General features: G+C 66.9%; 21 protein-coding genes, 1 tRNA gene and 1 pseudogene. 15 read left to right on the top strand and 8 right to left on the bottom strand.

Annotated features, from left to right (window positions below):
• The first annotated feature begins 55 nt into the window (after nucleotides 1-55).
• Nucleotides 56-1,252, top strand: coding sequence for a glycogen synthase (glgA, locus tag LOC57_RS08310; protein WP_227911368.1), 1,197 nt, complete (start codon nucleotides 56-58; stop codon nucleotides 1,250-1,252).
• Nucleotides 1,253-1,338: 86 nt separating this feature from the next.
• On the opposite strand, the gene LOC57_RS08305 is transcribed toward glgA, so the two are convergent.
• Nucleotides 1,339-3,450, bottom strand: a complete 2,112-nt coding sequence (locus LOC57_RS08305) for an acyl-CoA dehydrogenase family protein (RefSeq protein WP_227911369.1) — start codon at nucleotides 3,448-3,450, stop codon at nucleotides 1,339-1,341.
• A 31-nt stretch (nucleotides 3,451-3,481) separates the two neighbouring features.
• Nucleotides 3,482-4,180, bottom strand: coding sequence for a TetR/AcrR family transcriptional regulator (locus LOC57_RS08300; RefSeq protein WP_229959091.1), 699 nt, complete (start codon nucleotides 4,178-4,180; stop codon nucleotides 3,482-3,484).
• Nucleotides 4,181-4,276: 96 nt separating this feature from the next.
• Between LOC57_RS08300 and LOC57_RS08295 the strand changes: the two genes are divergently transcribed.
• The 4 genes from LOC57_RS08295 to LOC57_RS08280 all read left to right on the top strand — a co-directional run bounded on the left by LOC57_RS08295 (nucleotide 4,277) and on the right by LOC57_RS08280 (nucleotide 9,251).
• Complete coding sequence (locus LOC57_RS08295) at nucleotides 4,277-5,608, top strand: acetyl-CoA C-acetyltransferase (protein WP_227926293.1); 1,332 nt, start codon at nucleotides 4,277-4,279, stop codon at nucleotides 5,606-5,608.
• A 2-nt stretch (nucleotides 5,609-5,610) separates the two neighbouring features.
• Nucleotides 5,611-6,951 carry a 3-oxoacyl-ACP reductase gene (locus tag LOC57_RS08290; RefSeq protein ID WP_229959089.1) on the top strand — a complete coding sequence of 447 codons (1,341 nt, stop codon included), beginning with the start codon at nucleotides 5,611-5,613 and terminating at the stop codon, nucleotides 6,949-6,951.
• Entirely contained in the window at nucleotides 6,948-7,889 is a 942-nt protein-coding gene (locus LOC57_RS08285; RefSeq protein ID WP_229959087.1) for a MaoC family dehydratase, read from the top strand. The genes LOC57_RS08290 and LOC57_RS08285 overlap by 4 nt, the downstream gene beginning before the upstream one ends.
• Before the next feature lie 144 nt (nucleotides 7,890-8,033).
• Complete coding sequence (locus LOC57_RS08280; protein ID WP_229959085.1) at nucleotides 8,034-9,251, top strand: kynureninase; 1,218 nt, start codon at nucleotides 8,034-8,036, stop codon at nucleotides 9,249-9,251.
• Between the two features lies 1 nt (nucleotide 9,252).
• Here LOC57_RS08280 and LOC57_RS08275 read toward each other — a convergent pair whose 3' ends face one another.
• The 4 genes from LOC57_RS08275 to LOC57_RS08260 form a co-directional block, all read right to left on the bottom strand.
• Entirely contained in the window at nucleotides 9,253-9,648 is a 396-nt protein-coding gene (locus tag LOC57_RS08275) for a universal stress protein (RefSeq protein WP_227911375.1), read from the bottom strand.
• Nucleotides 9,649-9,700: 52 nt separating this feature from the next.
• Complete coding sequence (locus LOC57_RS08270; protein ID WP_229959084.1) at nucleotides 9,701-11,104, bottom strand: APC family permease; 1,404 nt, start codon at nucleotides 11,102-11,104, stop codon at nucleotides 9,701-9,703.
• 98 nt (nucleotides 11,105-11,202) lie between these two features.
• Nucleotides 11,203-12,501: a hemolysin family protein gene (locus tag LOC57_RS08265; protein WP_227911377.1), complete on the bottom strand. Its 1,299-nt coding sequence runs from the start codon at nucleotides 12,499-12,501 to the stop codon at nucleotides 11,203-11,205.
• 205 nt (nucleotides 12,502-12,706) lie between these two features.
• Nucleotides 12,707-12,789 (bottom strand) — tRNA-Leu (locus LOC57_RS08260).
• Nucleotides 12,790-12,982: 193 nt separating this feature from the next.
• Here LOC57_RS08260 and LOC57_RS08255 point away from each other — a divergent pair.
• Nucleotides 12,983-14,347, top strand: coding sequence for a M20/M25/M40 family metallo-hydrolase (locus tag LOC57_RS08255; RefSeq protein ID WP_229959082.1), 1,365 nt, complete (start codon nucleotides 12,983-12,985; stop codon nucleotides 14,345-14,347).
• A 36-nt stretch (nucleotides 14,348-14,383) separates the two neighbouring features.
• On the top strand, nucleotides 14,384-15,532 hold the full coding sequence (locus LOC57_RS08250) for an acyl-CoA dehydrogenase family protein (RefSeq protein ID WP_229959080.1): 1,149 nt from the start codon (nucleotides 14,384-14,386) through the stop codon (nucleotides 15,530-15,532).
• Nucleotides 15,533-15,535: 3 nt separating this feature from the next.
• On the opposite strand, the gene LOC57_RS08245 is transcribed toward LOC57_RS08250, so the two are convergent.
• Nucleotides 15,536-15,769 (bottom strand): DUF5703 family protein, encoded by a 234-nt coding sequence (locus tag LOC57_RS08245; RefSeq protein WP_227911380.1) that lies wholly within the window; start codon nucleotides 15,767-15,769, stop codon nucleotides 15,536-15,538.
• Nucleotides 15,770-15,810: 41 nt separating this feature from the next.
• On the opposite strand from LOC57_RS08245, the gene LOC57_RS08240 reads away from it, so the two are divergent.
• The 3 genes from LOC57_RS08240 (at nucleotide 15,811) to mshC (ending at nucleotide 18,345) form a co-directional block, all read left to right on the top strand.
• Complete coding sequence (locus LOC57_RS08240; protein WP_227911381.1) at nucleotides 15,811-16,128, top strand: hypothetical protein; 318 nt, start codon at nucleotides 15,811-15,813, stop codon at nucleotides 16,126-16,128.
• Between the two features lie 49 nt (nucleotides 16,129-16,177).
• On the top strand, nucleotides 16,178-17,002 hold the full coding sequence (locus LOC57_RS08235; RefSeq protein ID WP_227911382.1) for an undecaprenyl-diphosphate phosphatase: 825 nt from the start codon (nucleotides 16,178-16,180) through the stop codon (nucleotides 17,000-17,002).
• A gap of 62 nt (nucleotides 17,003-17,064) precedes the next feature.
• Entirely contained in the window at nucleotides 17,065-18,345 is a 1,281-nt protein-coding gene (gene mshC, locus LOC57_RS08230; RefSeq protein WP_227926285.1) for a cysteine--1-D-myo-inosityl 2-amino-2-deoxy-alpha-D-glucopyranoside ligase, read from the top strand.
• A 6-nt stretch (nucleotides 18,346-18,351) separates the two neighbouring features.
• Here mshC and LOC57_RS08225 read toward each other — a convergent pair whose 3' ends face one another.
• Entirely contained in the window at nucleotides 18,352-19,236 is an 885-nt protein-coding gene (locus tag LOC57_RS08225; RefSeq protein ID WP_442860713.1) for a PAC2 family protein, read from the bottom strand.
• Nucleotides 19,237-19,339: 103 nt separating this feature from the next.
• Between LOC57_RS08225 and LOC57_RS08220 the strand changes: the two genes are divergently transcribed.
• From LOC57_RS08220 to dop, 5 genes and pseudogenes are all read left to right on the top strand, one after another.
• On the top strand, nucleotides 19,340-20,068 hold the full coding sequence (locus LOC57_RS08220; RefSeq protein WP_227911384.1) for an HAD family hydrolase: 729 nt from the start codon (nucleotides 19,340-19,342) through the stop codon (nucleotides 20,066-20,068).
• The gene (locus LOC57_RS08215; protein WP_229959078.1) at nucleotides 20,065-21,219 is read left to right on the top strand and encodes a site-2 protease family protein; all 1,155 of its coding nucleotides are present in this window, start codon (nucleotides 20,065-20,067) and stop codon (nucleotides 21,217-21,219) included. The genes LOC57_RS08220 and LOC57_RS08215 overlap by 4 nt, the downstream gene beginning before the upstream one ends.
• An 81-nt stretch (nucleotides 21,220-21,300) precedes the next feature.
• Nucleotides 21,301-22,356 (top strand): tRNA (adenine-N1)-methyltransferase, encoded by a 1,056-nt coding sequence (locus tag LOC57_RS08210; RefSeq protein ID WP_227911386.1) that lies wholly within the window; start codon nucleotides 21,301-21,303, stop codon nucleotides 22,354-22,356.
• A gap of 169 nt (nucleotides 22,357-22,525) precedes the next feature.
• Nucleotides 22,526-24,217, top strand: a pseudogene (gene arc / locus LOC57_RS08205) (proteasome ATPase); the annotation flags it as partial.
• A 14-nt stretch (nucleotides 24,218-24,231) separates the two neighbouring features.
• On the top strand, nucleotides 24,232-25,827 hold the full coding sequence (dop, locus tag LOC57_RS08200) for a depupylase/deamidase Dop (RefSeq protein ID WP_227911586.1): 1,596 nt from the start codon (nucleotides 24,232-24,234) through the stop codon (nucleotides 25,825-25,827).
• Nucleotides 25,828-25,843: the final 16 nt, after the last annotated feature.

Genomic DNA, 25,843 nt, shown 5'->3' with positions numbered 1-25,843 from the left:
AAGTCTACTGACTTCACACTAGATCACACGTTGCCCGGTGCACTACGTTGGTTTAGTGCGAGTAGATATTGTGTCGAAGGAATTCCCGCCGGAAATCTACGGAGGAGCAGGCGTTCACGTCGCCGAGCTTAGCCGTGTCCTGGCCGGAGAAGTAGATCTCCATGTGCATTGTTTCGGGGCCGAACGCCCGGAGGATTTCCATGGAGCGAAAGTAACCGCGTACCCCGTGCCGGCGGAGCTGGACAGCGCCAACCCGGCCGTACAGACCCTGGGTACGGACCTTGAAATCCTGGGCGGGCTGGCCGGCGCCGACCTGGTCCATTCCCACACCTGGTACGCCAACATGGCCGGCCATCTGGGCTCGCTGCTGCACGGCATCCCGCATGTCCTGAGTGCGCACAGCCTGGAGCCGCTGCGGCCGTGGAAGGCCGAACAGCTGGGCGGCGGCTACGCGGTGTCCTCCTGGGTGGAGAAAACCGCCTACGAGGCCGCCGCCGCGATCATCGCCGTCTCCGAGGGCATGCGCCAGGACATCCTGCGCAGCTACCCGGACGTGGATCCGGCCAAGGTCAAGGTGGTCCACAACGGCATTGACGTTGAGCAGTGGCAGCCGGTTATCGACCCCGACGGCGTCCGCTCCTTCGACATTGACCCGGACCGTCCCAGCGTGGTCTTTGTGGGCAGGAACACCCGGCAGAAGGGCGTGCCCTACCTGCTGCGCGCCGCAGCGCTGCTGCCGCCGGAGGTCCAGCTGGTCCTCTGCCTCGGTGCCGCGGATACGCCCGAGCTCGCGGCCGAAACAGCCGCCCTGATTGAGGACCTGCGGCGCACCCGTACCGGCGTCATCGTGATCGAGCGGATGTTGCCGCGGGCCGAGCTGATCCGGATCCTCTCCATTGCCACCGTCTTCGCCTGCCCGTCCGTCTACGAACCGCTGGGCATCGTGAACCTTGAAGCCATGGCCTGCGGCACCGCCGTCGTCGCCAGTGCCACGGGCGGCATCCCGGAGGTGGTCGAGGACGGCGTCACCGGGCTGCTGGTACCCATTGACCAGGTCACCGACGGCACCGGCACCCCGCTGGACCCGGAAGCCTTTGTCCGCGACTTCGCCGCAGCCCTGACTACTGTGGTGGCCGATCCGGACCTGGCCCGCCGCATGGGGGAGGCCGGGCGCCTCCGCGCCACCGACCAGTTCTCCTGGGAATCCATTGCCGAAGCCACCCTGGATGTCTACCGGTCCGTGCTGGCCTAGCCCGGACACGCAAAAAGCCCGGACACGCAAAAGGCGCTGCCGCATTTCTGCGGCAGCGCCTTTGTGTTTTCCGGCGTACTTCGGGCTTACTTCTTCCCGGACTTCTTCGACGCCTTCGAGGCAGCCTTTTCGCGGGCGATCAGCACCTTCTCATCCACCGGAGCGGCACCGCTGGCACGCAGCAGGCGCTGGTATTCCATCGCCTCGTCCTGGCGGGCTTTCTCCGCACCGGAAGCGATCTTGGCTCGCAGGTGCTCCTGGCCGTAGCCGAAGGAATCGACCAGGTCCAGGGCGTGCGGGCGGATCTTGGCCAGCAGGCGGTTGATGTAGGGGCCAAGGGTCCGGGCCCGCTGCGCCGAGAGCCGGCCGTTCATCAGGTACCAGCCCAGGTTCTTTTCGATCAGGCACAGGCCGAACAGGTCGCGGACCCAGGTCATGACCTGGCGCGTGCCGGCGTCGTCAATCCGGTCCAGCGCCCGGGTGAAGCCTTCCCACTGCAGCAGTTCGGCGTGGGCGCGCGCTGCTTCGATCAGGGCGTGCTGGTTCTCGTTGAAGACCGCCGCGCCCTTTTCCTTCGGCATGTTGCGGGCGGCCTTCAGCGCGCCGGCCACCTCGGCGACCATGGTGCTTACCCGGTCAGCCAGCAGGTCATGCTGGGCACGGGGATCACGCAGCGCCACGGCGGACTTCTTCTCCGAACCGGAGTCGGCCACGGTCTGCACAATGCGGCGCAGGCCGGTGCGGTGCACGGTGACGTCGGCGGCCTGGCCCACAACGTAGCGGGCCAGCACGCCGAAGTCGGCGCCGGCGAATTCCTTGGCGTAGTCAGCCAGCAGGCGCTTGGCGACCAGCTGCAGCAGCACCGTGTTGTCACCTTCGAAGGTGGCGTAAATGTCCAGGTCCGCGCGCAGTGCGGTGAACCGGTTCTCGGCAAGGAAACCCGCACCGCCGGTTGCTTCGCGGCATTCCTGCAGCGTGTCCAGGGCATGCCAGGTGGAGAGGGACTTCAACGCGGCGGCAAGGGTCTCAAGGTCCTGGCGGTCCGCGTCGGTGTCGTGCGCGCCGGAGAAGACGTCGTCGAACTTCTGCAGCAGTTCCTCGTGGGCGAAGGCGGCCGCGAACGTGGTGGCGAGCAGGGGCAGCAGGCGGCGCTGGTGCTGCTGGTAGTCCATCAGCACCTCTTCCTTGATGTCGGATGCACCGTTGAACTGCCGGCGCTCGGTGCCGTACTGGATGGCGGTCTTCAGCGCCATCTTGCTGGCGGCAACGGCCGCACCGTCCAGGGAGACGCGGCCCTGCACCAGGGTGCCGATCATGGTGAAGAAGCGCCGGCCGGGGCTGGCGATGGCGGAGGTGTACGTGCCGTCTTCGGCTACGTCGCCGTACTTGTTGAGCAGGTTGGTCCGGGGGATGCGCACGTTGGAGAAGTGCAGCCGGCCGTTGTCGATGCCGTTCAGTCCGCCCTTGACGCCGTCGTCCTCGCCGCCAACGCCGGGCAGGAAACCGTTGTCATCGCGCAGTTCCACATAGAACGCGTGGACACCGTGGTCCACGCCCTTGGTGATCAGGTGGGCGAACACAACGGCCGCCTTGCCGTGGACGGCACCGTTGCCGATGTAGTCCTTCCACGCTGCGCGGAACGGCGTGTTGATGATGAATTCCTGCGCTGCGGCGTCGTACTCGGCGGTGGTCGCGATGCTGGCGACATCCGAGCCGTGGCCGGTTTCGGTCATCGCAAAGCAGCCGGGGGTTTCCAGGCTCATGATGCCCGGCAGCCACTTCTCATGGTGTTCCCGGTTGCCCAGGTGCAGGACGGCGGACCCGAACAGGCCCCACTGCACGCCGGCCTTGATCTGCAGCGACGGATCGGCCACCACGAGTTCCTCGAACCCGGCAATGTTGCCGCCGTGGTTGTCCTCGCCGCCCACATACTTGGGGAAGGCACGGTGAACGGCCTTGGTGTCCACCAGGACCTTCAGCTGGCCCATAACCCGTTCGCGGTGCTCGGTGTGGCTCAATCCGGCGGGGGTGTGCAGCTCATCATGGCCGGCAAGCTCGCGGGCCTGCAGGCGGATGTCCGCCCACTTGCCCAGCAGTGCCCGGCCCAGGGAGGCGGTGTCCACCACAGCGGCATCGTTGTCGCTGATCGTGGCGCTGGCCGGCAGCTGGCGTTCGGCGGGGGAAAGTGTTTGCGTCATTGCTTTTCCTTCTTGTGGTGGTGGGGCGTGCTCAGGAAATCCGGGGGAGGGGGGTGTGCCCCTGGTCGTAGCCGATGCCGTCAAAAAGCCAGACGGTCAGCTGCTCGGTCATTTGTTCTTCGGTGGGCTTGCCTTCGCCCGGCGGCGCGGCGATCCAGCGTTCTCCGGCCGCGCGGATCATGCCCAGCGCAGCTGTGGGCCAGTACTGCGCGGTGGCGCTGGCCTCCGGCGGCACTTCACGGCCGGCGAGGTAGTGCCGCATGGCCGAATCCATCATTGACGTGATGGTCTCGAAGAAGTGCGAAAGTGTGGTGTCCACTTGCTGGTCGGGGCCGCCCTCGGCCAGCCGGCCGGTGACGAACAGGTACACGTTGGGTGAGGTTTCCGCCATCTGCAGGTACGCCGAGACCATGGCCCGCAGCCCGGAGCGCGCTGAGGAAGCGGTGCGGCCGGCCGCCAGGATTTTCTCCTGCATGCGGGCCACGGCCATTTCGCCCATGGCCTTCTGCAGCCCGGCCTTATCTCCGAAGTAGCGGTAGAACACCGATTTGGAGGTACCGGAGGCCGCCGCGATCTCTTCCATGGAGGCCGAGTAGCCCAGCGAGTGCACGGCACGGCGCGCGGTCTTAATGAGCGTACGGCGGCGTTCGGCCCGGTGCGCTTCCCAGCGAAGCGCGCGGCCGTCACCGGCGGGGGCGGCCGCGGAGGAGTCCTCTAGTGCGTTGTTCACGATACTGAGCGTATCAGGTACGCTGGGTAACAGTAACTACCGTCACACACCCCACCGTGCCACCCAACCCCCAAGCACTCCCAAGGAGAACGACGAATGGCTGCACAGCCCGAACCCCTCACCGCCCGGCCCAACGAGACCGCACCCGCGGTACGCAAGGCCGTGGTGATCGGCGGCAACCGAATCCCCTTCGCCCGTTCAGGCGGAAAGTACACCTACAGCTCCAACCAGGACATGCTCACGGCAGCCCTTGACGGGCTTATTGCCCGCTTCGGCCTGCAGGGCGAGCGGATCGGCGAAGTAGCCGGCGGCGCCGTCCTGAAGCACTCCCGCGATTTCAACCTGACCCGCGAAGCGGTCCTGGGCTCGGCACTGTCGCCTGAGACCCCCGCCTACGATGTCCAGCAGGCCTGCGCCACCGGACTGGAAACAGTGGTCAGCCTGGCCAACAAGATCAAGCTCGGCCAGCTGGAATCCGCTATTGCCGGCGGCGTGGACTCCGCGTCGGACGCCCCTATTGCCGTCAGTGAAGGCCTGCGCCGGGCCCTGCTGGACCTCTCCCGCGCCCGCACCACCAAGCAGAAGCTGGCCGCCGTCGCGAAGATCCGCCCCAAGGACCTGTCCCCGAATGCCCCGTCCACCGGCGAGCCCCGCACCGGCCTTTCCATGGGCGAGCACCAGGCCCTGACCACCGCGCAGTGGAAGATCACCCGCGAGGCACAGGACGAGCTGGCCTACAACAGCCACCGCAATATGGCTGCCGCCTACGACCGTGGCTTCTTCGATGACCTTGTCACCCCGTACCGCGGGCTGTCCAAGGACGCGAACCTGCGTCCGGACACCACCATGGAAAAGCTCGCCAAGCTCAAGCCCGCCTTCGGCAAGTCCCTTGGGGATGCCGCCACCATGACCGCCGGCAACTCCACTCCGCTGACCGACGGTGCCTCCGTGGTGCTGCTGGGCTCGGAGGACTACGCCCGCGAACACGATCTGCCGATGCTCGCGAACATTGTGGACGCCGAAGCCGGCGCCGTGGACTTTGTGCACGGCAAGGACGGACTGCTGATGGCTCCGGCCTTCGCCGTCCCGCGCCTGCTGGCCCGCCACGGCCTCACCTTCGACGACTTCGACTTCTTCGAAATCCATGAGGCCTTCGCCGGCACGGTGCTCTCAACCCTGGCCGCTTGGGAAGACGAAGAGTTCTGCCGCACCCGCCTGGGCCTGGATGCACCGCTGGGCAGCATCGACCGCAGCAAGCTCAACGTCAACGGTTCCTCGCTGGCCGCCGGCCACCCCTTCGCTGCCACCGGCGGACGCATCGTGGCCTCGCTGGCCAAGATGCTCCATGAAAAGGGTTCGGGCCGCGGCCTTATTTCGATCTGCGCTGCCGGCGGGCAGGGCCTCGTCGCGATCCTGGAGGCGCGCTAGCCATGACTGATACCTACCTCAAGCTGGTCAATACCGGCTTCACCAAAGACCTGTCCAAGAAGCTCGGCCTGCCCCGGCCGGCCATCCTGCGCCGCTTCGACCCGGCCAAGCCGCTGGTACCAGGGCCGGTGCTGGTGCTCGGCAAGGGCGAAACCGCGGATGACCTCTCACAGCTGCTGCTTGCCTGGGACCAGGACGTACGCCGGCATGCCACTCCGAAGGAAAAGCTCGGCGCCATCCTGATTGTCCTGGACGACGCCGCCGATCCCACCGATTTGGCCGAACCCACACTGGCGGCAGGCGCCGCCCTGCGCGACCTCGCCCCGGGCGGACGGGTGCTCACAGTGTCCCGGCCCGCAGCAGAAGCGCAGGATCCGGCCGCCGCCGCCGCCCGCCAGGGCATTGACGGTACGTTGCGTTCCATCGCGCATGAACTGCGCGGCGGCGCCACCGCCAACGGCATCGTGCTCGCCAACGGCGTGCAGGCGTCGGCCCCCTCAGTGGCCGCTGCCCTGCGTTTCCTCCTCTCGGGCAAAAGCGCCTACGTCAGCGGCCAGTTCATCACCGTCGGCTCCGACGCAGGCTCGCTGCCGGCGGATTGGAACGCACCCCTGGCCGGCAAGGTGGCCGTGGTAACCGGTGCCGCCCGCGGCATCGGCGCAGCCATTGCCAAGGTGCTGCACCGCGACGGCGCCACCGTGATTGTGGTGGACGTGCCGGCCGCCGGCGAACAGCTGGCCAAGGTCGCCAACGAAATCGGCGGCACCGCGCTGCAGGTGGACATCACCCGCGATGACGCGGCAGAGCGCATCCTTGCCCATGCCGCCGAGCGCTACGGGCACCTGGACATCGTGATCCACAATGCCGGGATCACCCGCGACAAGCTGCTGGCCAACATGGACGAAGCCCGCTGGGGTTCGGTCATCGCCGTTAATATCGCCTCCCAGCTGCGCATGAACCAGGCCTTCCTGGCCTCCAGCGGCTTCAGCCCCGAGGGCCGGATCGTGTCGCTGGCTTCCACCAGCGGTATTGCCGGCAACCGCGGCCAGACGAACTACGCCGCTTCCAAGGGCGGCGTCATCGGCATGGTCCGGGCCACCGCACCCCTGCTGGCTCCGCGCGGCGGGTCCATCAATGCCGTCGCTCCGGGGTTTATCGAAACGGACATGACTGCTGCTATTCCGGCCCTGACCAGGCAGGTGGCACGCCGCCTGTCCAGCCTGCAGCAGGGCGGCCTGCCGGTGGATGTGGCCGAAACCATTTCCTTCCTGGCTTCGGACTCCGCGGCCGGGGTCAACGGCCAGGTGGTTCGGGTATGCGGGCAGAACATGGTGGGCGCATGAGCTCCACCCAGCTGCGTGAAATCCCGGCCCTCGGCAAGCTTTATGCCGGCGCACTGGGCAGTGCCGCCAAGGCCAGGATGTCCTCCGCCAAAGGCAGCACGACCCTCCCGGCGGACCGGCACGTGGTGTCCGGCGCCGCCGTCGACCTGGCCAAGCTGACCGACTTCCAGCGCCTGGTCCTGCACAGTGCCACGGATTACCTGCCCACCGGTTACGTGCACACCTTCGCGTTCCCGGTGGCCATGAGCCTCATGGCGCGCGATGACTTTCCGCTGCCCCTGCTGGGCATGGTGCACCTGCGCAACGTGGTGCAGCATTACCGTCCAATCCACTACAGCGAGCCGCTGACGGTCACCGCCTGGGCAGAGAACCTGGGCGGACACCGGTCCGGCACCTCTGTGGAGCTGGTAGCCGAGGTTACGGGGGCGGACGGCGAAGTGCTGTGGCGCGGGCGTTCCACCTACCTGGCGAAGGGTGTTTTCCTTCCCAAGACGGACCGGCCCGGTGAGTCCGCGGGGCGGCCCGAGTTCGTTCCGCCGCTGCCTACCGCCATGTGGCGGCTGGGTGCCGACGCGGGCCGCAACTATGCCCGCGTTTCCGGGGACTTCAACCCGATCCACCTGAGCCGCCTGTCCGCCAAGGCGCTGGGCATGAAGCGGTCCCTGGCCCACGGCATGTACCTGGCCTCGCGGGTGGTTTCCGATGCGGTGCAGACTCAGGAGGGCCCCTTCGAGTGGACCATCGACTTTGAGTCCCCGGTGTTCCTGCCGGCCACTGTTGCAGTGTCGATCCACGACGACGAGGCGGGCAGCAGCTGGGCCGGTTCCACCTTCACGGGCTGGAATCCGCGCTCGATGCGCCGGCACTTCGCCGGCACCGTCCGTCCGCTGGAGGCAGCCGCCCCCGGGGACGGGTTCGCTGCCGCCACCCGGGCCTGATTGGCCGGGCCTGGCTTCCCCAGGCTCCGCAGTACTTCCCAGCAGCACCCCGGGCCCCGTCGGCCTCCGCAGCAGCGGAGCTCGGCGGGGCCCTTCCCGTCCCGCCGCCAATCCGGCACTTCCCCAACTGCTAAGGTTCCTCCCATGATTGATGCCGCCTCCCTGTTGGTTACCGCCAAGGAACTGGATGCCGCGGATCCCCTCGCGGGTTACCGGGACCGCTTCCTTCCGGCCGGGGAGGTGAGCGCGTATCTTGACGGCAACTCCCTGGGCCGGCCGCTCCGGGCGACCGCCGAACACCTGCAGGACTTTGTCACCGGACAGTGGGCCCAGCGGCTGATCCGCGGCTGGGACGAGGAGTGGCTGGAGCTTCCCGGGCGGATTGGCGACGAACTGGGGGCGGTGGTGCTGGGTGCGGCACCGGGCCAGTGCATCGTGGCGGATTCCACCACCGTGCTGCTGTACAAGCTGGCCCGGGCGGCCGTCGCCGCCCGGCCGGGCCGAACCGAGATCCTGCTCGATGCCGACAACTTCCCTACGGACCGGTACGTACTGGAGGGGGTTGCCCGCGAGTGCGGGCTGACCCTGCGCTGGGTGCGCGCGGATTACGACGGCGGAGTCAGCGCCGAAGCCGTGGCCGAGGCCGTGGGCCCGCATACCGCGCTGGCCGTCTTCAGCCACGTCGCCTACCGCTCCGGCTACCTCGCCGATGCCGCAGCCATTTCCGCGCTGGTGCACGACGCCGGCGGGCTGGTGCTGTGGGACCTGTGCCACTCCGTCGGCGCGGTCCCTGCCGAACTGGACGCGTGGGGTGTGGATTACGCCGTCGGCTGCAGCTACAAGTACCTCAACGGCGGCCCGGGCGCACCTGCCTGGGGTTACGTCGCCGCCCGCCACCAGGCGGAGTTCACCCAGCCCATCCAGGGCTGGCTCGGCTCCGAGGACCCGTTCGGGATGGCGCCGGGGTACGTCCCGGCAAGCGGCATCCGGCGCCTGGTCTCCGGCACCCCGCCCATTCTGGGCATGCTTGCCATGCAGGACATGGTGGCCCTGATCCGCGAGGCCGGCATGGAAGCCGTCCGGGCAAAGTCGCAGGCGCTGACCGAATACGCCGTTGCCGCTGTGGACGCACTGCTGGCACCGCGCGGCGTCGTGCTGGCCTCGCCGCGCGATCCGGAACGCCGCGGCAGCCACATCACCATTGACCATCCCGCGTTCAAGGCGGTCACCGCCGCCCTGTGGGAGCAGGGGGTCATTCCGGACTACCGCAATCCCGACGGCATCCGCATCGGCCTGTCTCCGCTGTCCACGTCCTTCGCGGAGACCTTCACCGGAATCGAAGCGGTGCTGGCCAGGCTGTAGCTCACGCCTGCCCGGCCTTCACCGCCAGGACCGGGCAGTCCGCTTCAAGGAGCACCCGCTGGGCCGTACTGCCGAGGAACAGTTTCCCCACCGGTGTCCGGTGCCGGATGCCCAGCACCACAAGCTGGGCGCCATGGCCCTCGGCGGCCTTCAGGATCTCTTCCGACGCGTCAAAATCACCCACCGGATGCAGCAGGGTATGCGGCAGCCGGCTTTCCTGCAGGACCGTGGCCAGCTCCTGCAGGTAGCCGGGGGATTCGCCCGGGTCCCGGGCCCCGCGGGTGCTCTCCACGTTCACCACTACCAGCCCCATGGCCAGTTCCCGGGCTGCCCGCACCCCGGCACGCAGTGCTGTTTCCCCCTCCGGTGTGGGTACATATCCGACGACGACGGTCATGGTCTCCTTCTTCCTGGCGGTTCTTCGCCGGCCGCGTGCCGCCGGCGAAGCATCAACTGAGCTGGGACGGGTCGCTGAAGCGGGTTTTGCGGGCCTTGACGGCGCGGTTCCAGAACCAGGTCAGAACCCAAAGGACCAGGCCCAGGAGCAGCAGGATGCCCGCGATGCGGTACTCCACAGCATCCTGGGCCCACGGACCCACCAGGAAGGCACAGGTGATGGCACCGATGAAGGGCATCACGGTGGGGGAGCGGAAGTGCGGCCGGTCAATCGGCGTACGGCGCAGCACGATGCAGGCGATGTTCACCACCGTGAAGACACCCAGCAGGAGCAGGGCGGTGGTCCCGCCAAGCGCAGTGACCGTTCCCTTGCCCATGAAGTTGGTGACCACAATGATCAGCCCCACTGCGATCGCCGTCGTAAACACAATCGCCGCCCACGGGGTCCGCCGTCCCGGCAGCACCAGCGACAGCCCGCGCGGCAGGACGTCCTGCCGGGCCATGCCGTACAGCAGGCGGCTGGCCATCAGCATGTTGATCAGGGCGGTGTTGGCCACGGCGAAGATGGACAGGAACGGGTAGACCGCGTCGACGGGCAGGTTGGGGGCGCCGGCGCGCACCACTTCGAGCAGCGGCGTGGCACTTTCGGACAGCTGTCCCACCGGGACCACGGCCACGGCTGCGATGGACACCAACAGGTAGACGGAGACGGTGATGCTCAGGCCGGTCAGCATTACCTTGGGGAAGATCCGTACGGGGTCATGGGTTTCCTCGGCCATGTTCACTGAGTCCTCGAACCCGACCATGGAGAAAAACGCCAGCGAGGTTGCGCCGGTGAGGGCCAGGAAAACACTTTTGCCCGCTTCGGTTTCAAACACGACCACCCGGGAGAAGTCGGCGTTTCCCTGCCCCATGGCCCAGAACCCGATCAGGATGACAATCAGCAGGCCGGTCAGCTCGATGGCAGTCAGCACAATGTTGAACTTCACGCTTTCGGCCGCACCCCGGAGGTTGACGGCCGCCAGCAGCAGCATGAAGATCACCGCCACCCAGGTGACGCCGGCCTGCCCCCAGCCCAGATTGAACCCGACCATGAAGTTTTCAGCCAGGAACTTGGAAGCGGTCGAGGCCGAGGTGATCCCGGAACAGAGGACCGCGAAGGTCACGAGGAACGTCAGGAAATGCACGCCGAAGGCTTTATGCGTGTACAGGGCGGCTCCGGCGGCCTGCGGATACTTGGTGACCAGTTCCAGATAGGACAGGGCGGTAATGGTGGCCACCGCGAAGGCCAGCAGGATGGGCGCCCACGCCGCGCCCCCGATTTCCCCGGCCACTTGGCCGGTCAGGGCATAAACGCCAGTGCCGAGGATGTCGCCCACAATGAAAAGCAGCAGCAGTTTCGTGCCCATGACCCGTTTGAGTTCGGTCCGGTCCGTTTCAGACTTGATATCGGCCATGTCTGCCCTCCCGGACAATCGGTCCAAACCACGTTGCTCGGTATTGTGCGCGGTGGCACCCGGTAAAGGCAACGGGGGCGCCGTTCAGTGGACGCCGTTCAGTGGGCGGCTTCGGGAATTACCCGCACCGCACCAATCCGCCGCCTGCGCACGCCCAGTACCTCCAACCGGCAGCCGGGCCCTTGGACAGTGTCGCCGGGGCGGGCCATCCGGCCCAGTTGTTCGAGGATGTAGCCGGCAAGTGTCTCGTACTGCCCCTCCGGCAGGGCGACGCCGGTGAGCCGCTCGAACTCCTGGAGGATCAGCGCGCCGTCCACCACCAGCTGGCCTTTCTCGCGCCGGTAACGGTCCTCCGGGTCCCGGCCGGTGTCGTATTCGTCGTAGATTTCGCCCACGAGTTCCTCGATCAGGTCCTCCAAGGTGATGATCCCGTCCGTACCGCCGTATTCGTCGGCCACAACGGCTATGTGGCTGTTTTCCCGCCGCATCCGGGTCAGGGAGGGCAGCACCGTGGCCGTGCCGGGTACAAACAGGATGGGCCGCAGGATCTGCGCCACGGTGCGCACGTCCCGTTCCGGGTCCTGCGGATCCGGCATCAGGTCACGGACGTGGATGAACCCGGCGACGTCGTCCACGGACCCGCTGATGACCGGGTACCTCGAGTACGGTAGTTCGCGCACCTGTTCCCGGGCCTGCTCCAGCGACAGGTCCGCGCGGAGGAAAACCACTTCGGTGCGCGGACGCATCACTTCCTGCACCAACCGCGTACCGGCTCCGAACACATCGGACAGGATCCGCCTGCTGTCCTCGGCAAGCATGGGACTGGCTGCCACCATGTCCCAAAGTTCCTGGCTGCTCACCGGTACCGTCTTCACGTTGGGGTTGCCGCCCAGCAGGCGCACCACGGTATCGGTGGAGACCGAGAGGAACCGGATTACCGGGCGCATCAGCACCGCGAACAGGTTCAGTGCGGGCGAAAGGATCCTGGCGAACCGTACCGCGTTCTGCATGGCCAGGCGCTTGGGTACCAGTTCCGAAAGCACCAGGGACAGGTAGGCCACGAACAGGGTCAGCACAATAAAGGCCGTAGTGTCAGCGGCCGCCTCGGACAGTCCCCACCGGCGCAGCAGCGGCACCACCGCCGGTGCCAGGGCGGAAGCGCCGTAGGCCGCTGAGAAGAAACCGGTGAGCGTCACGCCTATCTGGATGGCGGAGAGGAAAAGATTCGGGTTGCGGGCCAGACGCGCGGTGCGCGCCCCCTGCCGGCCACTGCGTTCAATGCCGCTGATCTGGCTTTCCCGCAGGGACACCAGGGCCATTTCAGCACCCGCAAAAACTCCGCCCAGCAGGATGAAGAACACAACCAGCAGGAGATTGAAAACCGCGCCGCCGTCCATGGCATCGAGGGTACCGGTGCGTTCATCCGGGCAACACGCCCCGCAGCGGCCCTGCGATGATTGACCCGCAAACGGAACGGATACTGTTCCGTTCCCGGCACCTAGCATCCAAGCCGTTCGTCCAGTGGTGCCGAACATCACATCAACATGCTTTTCACAGCCAACAAAAAACCCCCGGAATCGAAAGATTCCGGGGGTTTGTCTGTGCGCGGAGGGGGACTTGAACCCCCACCCTCGTTAGAGGACTAGCACCTCAAGCTAGCGCGTCTGCCATTCCGCCACCCGCGCTTGGGTGATCTCCACAGGTTCCGGTGTTGTTCAAAACCTGTGGAAGCAACGGGAAAAACTCTAACACGGTTTCGCACCGAACAACGAATCGACCCAAGCCGCAGGCAGGTTGGGTGTCGCCGGAAGGCGAAATGCGGCGCACCTCACGCCCTCTCTGGCTAAGCTGGCAGCACAGCTTACCGAAGGGGACACCATGCCTGAAGACGCCCGCTCCAATTCCTCCGCCGGGGACGACTCCCGTGCAGTCCGGTCCGGCGCAGCAGTACGCGCCGAAGACGAGGTGGCCCGGATCTGCCGGGAGCTGATCCGGTTCGACACCTCCAACTTCGGCGACAACTCCGGACCGGGGGAGCGCGCCGCGGCTGAATACACGGCCGGGCTGATCGAGGAAGCCGGGCTCTCGGCGGATCTCTTTGAGTCCGCGCCCGGCCGCGCGTCGGTGGTGACCCGGATGGCGGGCAGTGATTCATCCCTGCCCGCCCTGGTGGTGCACGGGCACCTGGATGTGGTGCCGGCACAGAAACAGGATTGGAGCGTGGACCCGTTCAGCGGCGAAGAGCGCGACGGGTTGATCTGGGGCCGCGGTGCCGTGGACATGAAGGACATGGACGCCATGATCCTGTCCGTGATGCGTTCCATGGCAGCCACGGGCACCAAGCCCCGCCGGGACATTGTTTTCGCGTTCTTCGCTGACGAGGAAGCCGGCGGTGACTACGGAGCGCGCTGGGCTGTGGAACACCGGCCGGAACTGTTCGACGGCGCCACGGAGGCTATCTCCGAGGTGGGTGGCTTCTCGGCCACCATCGGTGGCCGGCGGACCTATCTGCTGCAGACGGCGGAGAAGGGCATCTCCTGGCTCCGGCTGGTGGCCCACGGGCGCGCCGGGCACGGCTCCCAGATCAACACCGACAACGCCGTGACGCGGCTGGCGCGCGCCGTCGCCAATATCGGCAGCCACCCCTGGCCCATTGAGCTGACGGACACCACGCGGGCCTTCCTTGACGGTGTGACGGAACTGACCGGCGTCGAGTTCGATCCGGACAACCCGGACCGCATCCTGGCCGAACTGGGCACCGTGGCGCGTTTTGTGGGTGCCACCCTGCAGAACACCTCCAACCCCACCGTGCTGAAGGCCGGTTACAAGCACAACGTCATTCCCGGGACTGCCGAGGCGCTGATTGATGCGCGCACATTGCCCGGGCAGGAGGAACAGGTGCTGGCCACCATCCGGGAACTGGCCGGCGACGGCATTGACATCAGCTATGAGCACCAGGACGTGTCCCTGGAGGTGCCGTTCAAGGGCAACCTGGTGGACTCCATGGTCGGTGCGCTGCAGGCCGAGGATCCCGGCGCGCCCGTGCTTCCCTACACACTCTCGGGCGGCACGGACAACAAGTCCCTCAGCCGGCTGGGCATCACGGGCTACGGTTTCGCCCCGCTCCGCCTGCCCGAGGACCTGGATTTCACCGGCATGTTCCACGGCGTGGACGAGCGGGTGCCGGTGGATTCACTCAAGTTCGGCACCCGGGTCCTGTCGCGGCTGCTCACAAGTTACTGACCGCACCCGGTTGCTGACCCAACAAGGAGAACCCCCGTGCCCGCCACCGACATCCTCACCCCGGATCTGCTTGAGCGCCTGCGGTCCCGCGCCGCAGGCTACGACGAAACCAACAGCTTCTTCACCGAAGACCTGGAAGAGCTGCGGGCAGCAGGGTATCTCGCCCTGTTCACGCCGGTAGCCGAGGGCGGGGCGGGACTGGGCATTCCCGACGTCGTTGCCAGCCAGCGCCTGCTGGCGGCAGCAGCCCCGGCCACCGCGCTGGCCGTGAACATGCACCAGGTCTGGTGCGGAGTAGCCCACTTGCTGGCCCGGCAGGGCGATGACTCCCTGGCCTTTGTCCTGAAGGAAGCTGCAGCGGGGGAGCTGTTTGCCTTCGGCGTCTCCGAGCCCGGCAATCCCGCCGTGCTCTTTGACTCCCACACAGCGGCACGGCCCACGGGGGACGGCGGCTACGCCTTCACGGGCACCAAGATCTTCACCAGCCTTTCCCCGGCGTGGACCCGGCTGGGCATCTTCGGGAAGGACACCTCCGCCCCGGAAGACCCGCGGCTGGTTTTCGGCTTCGCGGACCGGGGGACCGCAGGAATCACCATCGCCGATGACTGGAACACCATGGGCATGCGGGCCAGCCAGTCCTGCACCACACGGTTGGATGACGCGATGGTACCGGCAGCCCGGATGGTCCGCACGACGCCGGTGGGCCCGCACCGCGACGCGTTCGTCTTCGGCATCTTCAGCCTTTTCGAGACGCTGCTGTCCGCGGTCTACACGGGGATCGGGGACCGCGCCGTGCAGCTGGCCGCTGACGCAGCCCGTGGCCGCCGCTCACCGGACGGCGTTCCGGCGTCGGCTGATCCGGACACCCGGTGGAAGGTTGCCGACGCCGCGTTGCGGATGGACGGCGCAGGCTTGGAGCTGGACGCCGTCGCCCGGGACCTGGAAGAGGGCACGGACCACGGCAGCTACTGGTTCCCGCTGCTCTCGGGCCTGAAGTACCGCAGCACCGGAACCGCCCGCGGCGTCGTTGAAACCGCCATGCGGGTGGCGGGCGGCCGGAGCTACTCCCGGGGACAGGAGCTGGAGCGCTTGTACCGGGATGTACTGGCGGGCATGTTCCATCCCTCGAGCGAGGACTCGGTGCATGCCTCCGTGGCCAATGCCGTCCTGGGCCCGGTGCAGTAGGCCCTAGGCGGTCCGCTGGACTCGCAGGATTCTTCGGCGCAGCCAGAACCGCCGTCCGCCGCCGCTGTAGATGCGGCTGCGGTGCAGTTCCCACTTGCCGTACTCGGCGTGTTCAATCAGGCGGCGCCGGGCTTCGGGCAGGGATTCGGTGGGCTCAACAGAGACCACCAGGTATTCATAGTCCCGGGTGTTTTCGCGCCGGCGGGAGACATCTGGTGCAAGAATTTGTTCGCGCATTTCCCTCCAATTTTGCCTACTTTACCGCTAACGTCTAGGGAATGAGCATAGATCCGCGCATCGCGCTCCAGTCCCTGGTCACGGCCTTCGAGGAGCACCTTGCGGCGGCTGCCAGCCGCCGCGGCGAAAAGGATCCCGTCGTCGAGAGCGCGTACCTCGCGATCGCCGATGCCTTCGAAGTCTACGAGGAAGTGCTCTATGACGCCTACGGGGAGGTCACCCCGCTGGAAATCTACGAAGACGACGAAGACGACTACGAGGCCCTCGAGGACGACACGGACCCGATCACCCCGGACGGGATTCCCGGGGATGACGGGAATGAAAACGGCAATCCGCTGGGGCGCCCGGCCAGCCGCTGACCGAACCGCAGTGCCCGGGAGACGCCCTCCGGTGCCATAGAGTCTTAGTGTGAATTGGTTTGAAGCGATCTTCCTGGGCCTGGTCCAGGGCCTGACAGAGTTCCTGCCCATCTCCTCCAGCGCGCACCTGCGCATTGTGGGGGAACTGCTGCCCGGTGCCGGGGATCCGGGGGCGGCGTTCACCGCCATCACCCAGCTGGGCACCGAGACGGCCGTGGCCGTGTACTTCTGGAAGGACATTGTCCGGATCATCAAGTCCTGGTTCGGTTCCCTCACGGGCAGGGTGCCCCGCAGCGATCCCGATGCGCGCATGGGCTGGCTCATCATTATCGGCACCATCCCGATCGTGGTGCTGGGCCTGCTTTTCCAGGACCAGATCGAAAGCACGTTCCGGAGCCTGTGGCTTGTGGCCACCATGCTCATTGTCTTCGGCATCATCCTGGCCATCGCCGACGCCGTCGGACGCCAGCAGCGCTCCCTGGACCAGCTCAGTTACAAGCACGGCATCCTCTACGGGTTCGCCCAGGCGCTGGCCCTGATTCCCGGCGTCTCCCGCTCCGGCGGCACCATCACGGCGGGGCTGCTGATGGGTTACACCCGCGAAGCCGCGGCCCGCTACGCATTCCTCCTGGCCATTCCCGCCGTCTTCGGCAGCGGACTGTTCCAGCTGGTAAAGGCGCTGGATGAGCCGATGCCGTACTCGGCGGCCCAGACCGGCGCTGCCACCGTTGTCGCTTTCGTTGTGGGATTCGTCATCATCGGCTGGTTCCTTCGCTACGTCTCGACCCGCAGCTACAGTCTTTTCGTCTGGTACCGCATCCTGCTGGGCGTGCTGATCTACCTGCTTCTCGGCTTCGGCTTTATTGCCGCCTGACGGCCGCCCGGCCGGTCCGGGACCGTCAGCGGCCGGAGGCCGCGCCCAGTAGAGTTGATAGCGTGATTGCCTGGAAATCCCCCTCCCTGCCCACTCTGCCCGGTACGTCGACCAACGTCCGCCTCTACGACACCGCCGCGCAGGCGCCGGTGACCGTGCAGCCGGATTCAGACGCGAGCATGTACGTCTGCGGGATCACCCCCTACGACGCGACCCATATGGGCCATGCCTCCACCTACGTTGCGTTCGACCTGCTGAACCGCCAGTGGCGCGACGCCGGATACACCGTCCGGTACGTACAGAACGTCACCGACGTCGACGATCCGCTGCTGGAACGCGCCAACGCCACCGGTGCCGACTGGCGCAAGCTGGCCCAGGAACAGACCCAGCTCTTCCGTGATGACATGGAGGCCCTGAACGTTTTGGCCCCGGACCACTACATTGGTGCCGTCGAGGCCGTGGAGTGGATTGTTCCGGTGGTGGAGGACCTGATGGACCGCGGCCTGGCCTACCGGGTTCCCGGAACCGCGGGGGAGCCCGACGGCGATCTGTACTTCGACGTCGACGCCGCCTCCCGGCTCGCCCCGGAAGACCCCGATGCGTGGTGGCTTGGCCAGGTCTCGCACCTGAACCGCGAAGCCATGCTTCCGGTGTTCGCCGAACGCGGCGGAGATCCGGACCGTCCGGGCAAGCGCAACGCCCTGGATCCGCTGCTGTGGCGCCAGGCCCGGACCGGGGAACCGTCCTGGGACGGCGGGCGGCTCGGCCAGGGCCGGCCTGGCTGGCACATTGAGTGTTCGGTCATTGCCCAGCGGTTCCTGCCCCGCCCCTTCACGGTTCAGGCCGGCGGCTCGGACCTGGTATTCCCGCACCACGAAATGAGTGCCGGGCACGCCTACGCCAGTGCCGGAACCCCGCTGGCCTCCCACTATGCGCACGCGGGCATGGTGGGCCTGGACGGCGAGAAAATGAGCAAGTCCCTGGGCAACCTGGTCCTGGTTTCGCGTCTGCGCGCCGAGGGGGTGGAACCGGCTGCCATCCGCCTGGTCCTGCTCTCCCACCACTACCGCACCGACTGGTTCTGGACCGAAGATCAGCTGCGGTCGGCGGAGGAACGCCTCAGCCGCTGGCGGCACGCACTGGAGTTCACGGACGAGAGCGCGGCCGAAGGCCTGCTCGCACGGATCCGCGAAGCACTGGCCGATGACCTTAATGCCCCTGCCGCACTCCAGGCCGCCGATGCCTGGGCCGCGGCGGCACTGGCCACCGTCCCTGCGGGGACACCGGCCGGGGGAGAGCTGGTCTCCGCCGCACTGGATGCCCTGCTGGGCATCCGCCTCTAGCGCAGGTCAGTCCCGCCGGCGCCGCTTCAGGTAACGCTCGAACTCGCGGGCAATGGATTCACCGCTGGCCTCGGGGAGCTCGGCGGTGTCCTTGGCCTCTTCCAGCTGGCGGACGTAGGCGGCCACTTCGGGGTCCTCGGTGGCCAGCTCGTCCACCCCGCGTTCCCACGCCTCGGCCTCTTCGGTGATCAGGCGGGTGTCCAGGGGAACCTGCAGGAGCTCTTCGATCCGGTTGAGCAGTGCCAGCTGCGCCTTGGGCGAGGGCGCCTGCCCCACATAGTGGGGCACGGCCGCCCACAGCGAGACGGAGGGAATGTCCGCGAGGTTAGCCATCTCCGAGACCACGCCCACAATGCCGATGGGTCCCTCGTAGGCGGACTCCTCCAGGCTCAGGCTTTCCTGCAGGTCCGGTTCCTCGCAGGTGGCCGTAACCGGGATGGGACGCGAGTGCGGCACATCGGCCAGCAGTGCGCCGGCAAGCACTATGCAGTCCACGTCCAGTTCCTTGGCTAAGGCAATAAGTTCGGCGGTGTAGGCCCGCCACTTATAGGAGGGCTCCACCCCGGTCACGAAGATGACGTCAAGGTTGCTGTCCGGGACCTCGGCACGGGAGATCCGGGTGGTCGGCCACTTGATCCGGTGACCGCCGGAGGCCGTTCGCTTGATGGCCGGCCGGGTGAACTGGAAGTCGTAGTACTCATCGGCGTCGATACTGGCAATTTTTTCGCTGTCCCAGTGCCGGTGGAGGAATTTCAGCGCGTCCGAGGCAGCTTCACCTGCATCGTTCCAGCCCTCGAACGCCGCCAGCATCACGGTGACGCGTTCGGAGGAAGTCTCATCGCCAAAAAAGTCCTGCAGCCCGGTTGCCGGGAAGCCGTCGGTAGTGCTCACACAATCACACTATGCCCCGTTTCACCCTGTGTCAGGACCGGGTCAGGGCGCTTCGCGCAGAGCAAAAGAAACGCCGGTCCGCGCCGCCCCTTAGACTTAGGGCATGCCCACACTTCCCGCAGACCATTCCGCCCGCAGCCATGCCGCCCCGACCCTGCAGGCCGTGTTCTGGGATATGGACGGCACCCTCGTTGACACAGAGCCCTACTGGATCGCCGCCGAAAAAGACCTCACGGCCGCTTACGGCATCGAGTGGACCGAAGCGCAGGCGGAGGCAATGGTGGGCCAGGCCCTTGAATTCTCAGCCGGAATGCTCCGCAACGCCGGCGTGCCCCTGGCTGTGCGGGAGATCATCGACCGGCTGATCGGGCAGGTCACCGAGCAGGTCCGCCTCGCTGTACCCTGGCGGCCCGGCGCGCGTGAGCTGCTGGCAGAACTGCGCCAGGCGGATATTCCCTGCGCCATGGTGACCATGTCCGAACCCGTCCTGGCCCGGGAAATTGTCCGGGCCCTGCCGGCAGGCACCTTCGATGTGGTGGTCACCGGAGACATGGTCAGCGCAGGCAAGCCGGACCCCGAGCCCTACCAGCTGGCCTTCGACACCATGGCGGCAGCCCTTCCCGGACTGGAGAAAACCGGCATCGTGGCCGTCGAAGACTCCCTGCCCGGTGCCGCCTCCGCACAGGCGGCCGGACTTTCCACACTGGGAGTACCCAACTTCGTACCGCTGCCGGCAGGGACCGTCCGGCATGAATGGGACACCCTGGCCGGGCGCGGCATCCGCGACCTGCTGCTCCTGCTTTCGGGTCCCGTTCCGGAGCCCGCCAGGTGAGCAGCAGCGGGCCCGGCGGCACCGCCCGCCGGGAAGGCATCGCGCTGGGCAGCATTGCCGGGGTGCCGATCATCCTGGCCTATTCCTGGTTCCTGGTTGCCGCGCTCATTGTGGCCGTGTTCGGGCCCCAGGTGCGGCAGTTCTTCCCGAACCTCGGGGCCGGCGCCTACGCTGTTGCCTTTGGCTACGCCATCCTGCTCCTGCTGTCGGTACTCGCGCACGAGGTTGCCCACGCACTCATTGCGCGTGCCTACCGCTGGCCCACCACGAAGATCGTCTTGACCCTGTGGGGCGGACACACCCAGTTCGGTGACCTTCGCTCCACACCGGGCAGGTCCCTGCTGGTGGCGCTGGCCGGACCGGCTGCGAATTTCCTGCTGGCCCTGGCCGGCTACGGGGTACTGAGGATCCTTCCCTCCGGCACGGTGGGCTGGCTGGTCGCAGCCGTTTTCACCTACGCCAACCTCCTCGTGGCCGTTTTCAACGTCCTTCCGGGCCTGCCGCTGGACGGCGGCCGGATTGTGGAAAGCGCCGTCTGGAAAGCCACCGGCTCGCAGGAACGGGGCACGATTGCGGCAGGCTGGGCCGGCCGGATCATTGTTGTCCTGATCCTGGGGCTGCTGTTCATTCCGCCCTATATGCGCGGCGATACGCCCACCCTCAGCCTGGTCCTGGTGGCTGCCCTGCTCTCAGGCTTCCTGTGGATGGGGGCGGGAGCGGCCATCACCAATGCCCGGCTGCGCCTGCGCCTGCCCCGGGTTGCTGCCTCCGCGCTGATGGAACCTGCGGTCTCCCTGCCCGCCGGTTCTACGGCGGCTGCCGCCCGGCATCTGGCCGAACAGCACCCGGGAACCGCCGTGGTGGTCACCGCCGCCACCGGCCAGCCCGAAGCGGTGGTGGACCGGGATGCCCTGGCCTCCGTTCCCCCCGGCACGGCCGAACAGATACCCGTGCAGTCCGTGGCCCGCCCGCTGGCGCCCGGCGCTTATGTGCCCGAAGCCGCGGCCGGCCAGGAACTGGTCTCCTACCTGGCCAAACTGCAGGGAAGCGAATACGCGGTCATTGACAGTGACGGCGCCGTCACGGGCCTGCTGCGCCAGGCCGCCGTCGTCACCGCCGTGACCGGCAAACCCGCCCGCCCGCCCCGCTAGGGCCGGCCGCCACACACCTCCTTACGGGCCCGGCACCGCCGTTGCCCGTTACATACCCGCAAGAGAACCAAAGGAAGATCCATGAACTCCGATAACCAGGAGCAGGCCGCCGGCGCTGCACCCCACGGCGCCGATATCCGCAGGGGACCGCTGAAGCCCGGGGAACGGGTCCAGCTCACCGACGAAAAGGGCCGGCGCAACACCATCACCCTCACCGAAGGCGGCGCCTTCCACACCCACCGCGGGTACCTTCAGCACGACACCCTGATCGGGCTGCCCGAAGGTTCCGTAGTATCCAACACCGCCGGCCACCAGTACCAGGTCCTGCGCCCGCTGCTCTCGGACTTCGTACTGTCCATGCCCCGCGGCGCCGCAGTGGTCTATCCAAAGGACGCCGCGCAGATCGTCACCATGGCGGACATCTACCCCGGTGCACGGGTAGTCGAAGCCGGCGTTGGATCCGGTGCGCTGAGCATCTCGCTGCTGCGCGCCGTCGGCGACAAAGGCAGCCTGCACTCGTTCGAGCGCCGGGAGGAGTTCGCGCAGATCGCACGCGGCAACGTGGAAACCTTCTTCGGCGGCCCGCACCCGGCCTGGAACATCACCCTGGGGGATTTCCAGGACGAAGTGGTCAAGGCCGAAGAGCCGGGCAGCGTGGACCGCGTGGTCCTGGACATGCTCGCCCCGTGGGAGTGCACCGACGCCGTCGCCACTGTCCTGGCCCCGGGCGGGGTGTGGATCTCCTACGTTGCCACGGTCACCCAGCTCTCCCGCACGGCGGAGGCCATCCGCGCCGACGGCCGCTTCACCGAGCCGGACGGCTGGGAGTCCATGGTCCGCGGCTGGCACCTTGAAGGCCTCGCAGTCCGCCCGGACCACCGGATGGTGGCCCACACGGGCTTCCTGCTGACCGCCCGCCGGCTGGCCGAAGGCGCCACCGGACTGGTGGCCAAGCGCCGCGCCTCCAAGACCAATTTCAGCGAAGAGGACCTCAACGCGTGGACACCCGCAGCAGTGGGGGAACGCGAAGTATCAGCCCACAAGCTGCGCCGGGCGGCCAAGGACGCGAGCTCCACAGTGCAGCGCGGAGCCCTCGAAAACGCCGAAAAGTTCCAGCAGGAGACCGACACCCCTTAACGGGTAGCCGGCGAAACACAAGACGCCGGACCCCGTGTATCTCACGCAGCGCTGGGTTACTGTCGAAGGACAGACCCAGAGCTATGTGAAGGCGGTCGGTACCATGGCTGAACCCGAAAACGTCGCACCCGGGACCGGGGAATCCCACGCTGTTCCGGCTTCTGCCGGAACAGCGGCCGAAGCACGCCAGTTGAATGTGCTCCGGGATAAACTCCGGAACCTGGACCGGCAGCTTGCTGCCCTGACGCACAACAACGCGCGGCTCGTAGCCATGCTTGAAACCGCAAAATCCGAAATCATCCGGTTGAAGGATGCACTGGAGAATGAGGGCGCCACACCGTTCAGCTTCGGCACCGTGATCGGAGTGAACCAGCGCCGGGACGCCGAGCCGGGAGTGACCACCACGGCATCGGTGCAGGAAAGCCTGGACATCATCCAGTCCGGGCGCAAGCTGAGGGTGGCGGTTTCACCGCTCCTGGACCTGGGACAAATCGTCCCGGGCCAGGAGGTGCTGCTTAACGAGTCCCTCACCGTCATCGCGGCGCTCGGTTTTGAACGGGCCGGCGAACTGTTCACGGTCAAGGAACTGCTGGACCCGGACCGGGTCCTGGTCATCGGACGCGCCGACGACGAACGGGTGGTCCGGCTCAACGGCCCCCTCAGCAGGGACAAGGTGCGGGTGGGGGACGCGCTGACCGTGGATACCCGCATCGGCTACGCGCTGGAGAAAATTCCGCGCAGCGAAGTGGAGAACCTGGTCCTGGAGGAAGTTCCGGATATCTCCTACGCCGATATCGGCGGGCTGGGCCCGCAGATCGAACAGATCCGCGACGCCGTGGAGCTGCCGTTCATGCATCCGGACCTCTACCGCGAGCACGGGCTGAAACCGCCCAAGGGGATCCTGCTTTACGGCCCTCCGGGGTGCGGCAAAACGCTCATCGCGAAGGCCGTGGCCCACGCCCTGGCCGCCCGTGTCATGGAACAGAACGGGACACTGGGCGCCCGCAGCTACTTCCTGAACATCAAGGGCCCGGAACTGCTGGACAAGTATGTGGGGGAGACCGAGCGGCACATCCGGCTGATTTTCGGCCGCGCCCGGGAGAAGGCTTCGGACGGCAGCCCCGTGGTGGTCTTCTTCGACGAAATGGACTCCCTCTTCCGCACGCGCGGCACCGGGGTGTCCTCCGACGTCGAGACCACCATTGTTCCGCAGCTGCTCAGCGAGATCGACGGCGTGGAGAAGCTGGAGAACGTCATAGTGATCGGTGCCTCCAACCGGGAGGACATGATCGATCCGGCCATCCTGCGGCCGGGCCGGCTGGACGTCAAAATCAAGATCCAGCGTCCCGACGCCGAAGGCGCCGCAGAAATCTTCGGCAAGTACCTCACACCGGACCTTCCGCTGCACCGGGAAGACCTCGCGGAGCACGGCTACGACCCGGTGGCAACAGTCGGGGAAATGGTCCGGCGCACCGTGGAAAAAATGTACGCCGAGGACAAGGCAAACGAGTACCTGGAGGTCACCTACGCAAACGGCGACACCGAGATGCTCTACTTCAAGGATTTCAACTCCGGCGCCGTCATCCAGAACGTCGTGGACCGGGCGAAGAAGTACGCCATCAAGGACCTGCTTCAGCTGCACCAGCGGGGCCTGCGCATTGAGCACCTGATGCGCGCCGTGGTGGACGAGTTCCGCGAGCACGAGGACATGCCCAACACCACCAACCCGGACGACTGGGCACGGATTTCGGGGAAGAAGGGCGAGCGCATCACCTACATCCGCACCATTGTCCAGGGCAAGGCCGGCCAGGAACCCGGCCGGACCATCGAAACCGCGGCCAACCCGGGACAGTATCTGTGACCGTCCGCAGGGTGATGGGGACGGAGACCGAGTACGGCGTGCTCGCTCCGTCCCTGCCCTCCGCCAATGCCACCGTCCTGTCCAGCCAGATCGTCAACGCCTACGCGGCCACGCTGCGCTCCGGGGCGGGCAACCTTTCCGGCACGCGGTGGGACTATACCGACGAGGCGCCGCTGAACGACGCCCGGGGTTACGCCGTGCCCCGGGCGGCCGCGGACCCGACCCAACTGACGGACGAACCGCCCGTACTGGACGCCGAACAGATTGCCATGGAGGGCGGGGGACCGGCGGCGCTGTATGGCGAGCAGACCACTGACAACCCGGTGCTGATGAACATGGTGCTCGGCAACGGGGCGCGGCTGTACGTGGACCATGCCCATCCCGAGTACTCCTCTCCGGAAGTCACGCGCCCCCGCGATGCGGTGCTGTGGGACAAGGCCGGCGACGCCGTGGTGCTGGCGGCCATGCGGCACATTGGCCGGATGCCCGGGTTCGCGCCGGTTCACCTGTACAAGAACAACACCGACAACAAGGGGGTGTCCTACGGTTCCCACGAGAACTACCTGGTGCCCCGGAGCGTTCCCTTCGGTGCCCTGGTCCGCGGCCTGGTGCCGTTCTTCGTCTCGCGCCAGGTGATTGCCGGTTCCGGGCGGGTGGGCATCGGCACCAACAACCAGCGCCAGGGCTTCCAGCTCAGCCAGCGGGCGGATTTCTTCGAAACGGAGGTGGGGCTGGAAACCACCATCCGGCGTCCCATCATCAACACCCGTGACGAGCCGCATGCCGTGGCGGAGAAATACCGGCGCCTGCACGTGATAATCGGGGACGCGAACCTCAGCGAGGTGTCCGCGCTGCTGAAGACCGGCACCACGTCCCTGGTGCTGTCCATGATCGAGGCCGGTACCGCCCCGGACCTGGAACTGCGGGACCCGGTGGGCTCGCTGCAGGCCATCAGCCATGATCCGGCCCTGGAACAGCTGGTGGAGCTGAAGGACGGGCGTATGGTCACCGGGCTGGACCTCCAGGAGATCTACTTCGAAGCTGCCGCGGAGCATGCCCGCGCCACCGGCGGAACCGATGCCGACACCGAGGACATCCTGGCCCGCTGGTCCGCCCTGCTGGGAACACTGAAGCGGGACCCCCTGGAGGCGTCCGCTTCAGTGGACTGGGCAGCCAAGCTCAAACTGCTGCAGGCCTACCGGGACCGCGACGGTTTGTCCTGGTCCGATGCACGGCTGCACCTGGTGGACCTGCAGTACGCGGACATGCGGCCGGAAAAGGGACTGTACTACCGGCTGGCAGCCCGCGGGCAGATGGAGCGGATCCTGACGGATGCGGAAATTGCCCGTGCCGTCACCCACCCGCCGGAGGATACCCGCGCGTATTTCCGCGGGAACTGCCTGACCCGGTTCCCCCGGGAAGTCATCGGTGCGAGCTGGGACTCGATCATCTTCGAACTGCCCTCCCGCCGGCGGCTGCAGCGCATCCCTACCCGCGAACCGCTGCGCGGTACCCGCGAGCTTACGGAGGAACTGTTCCGCGCTTCGGCCGATGCCGAGGATTTTGTGGCCAGACTCCTGACCGGTTCAGAGGGCACCGTGGCACCATAGGACTAGGATTCAACCC

The organism is Arthrobacter sp. zg-Y750, from assembly GCF_020907365.1.
In the GTDB taxonomy this organism is placed as follows: Bacteria; Actinomycetota; Actinomycetes; order Actinomycetales; family Micrococcaceae; genus Arthrobacter_B.
The sequence above is the reverse complement of the archived record's forward strand: the minus strand, read 5'-3'. Positions and strand labels throughout refer to the sequence as shown.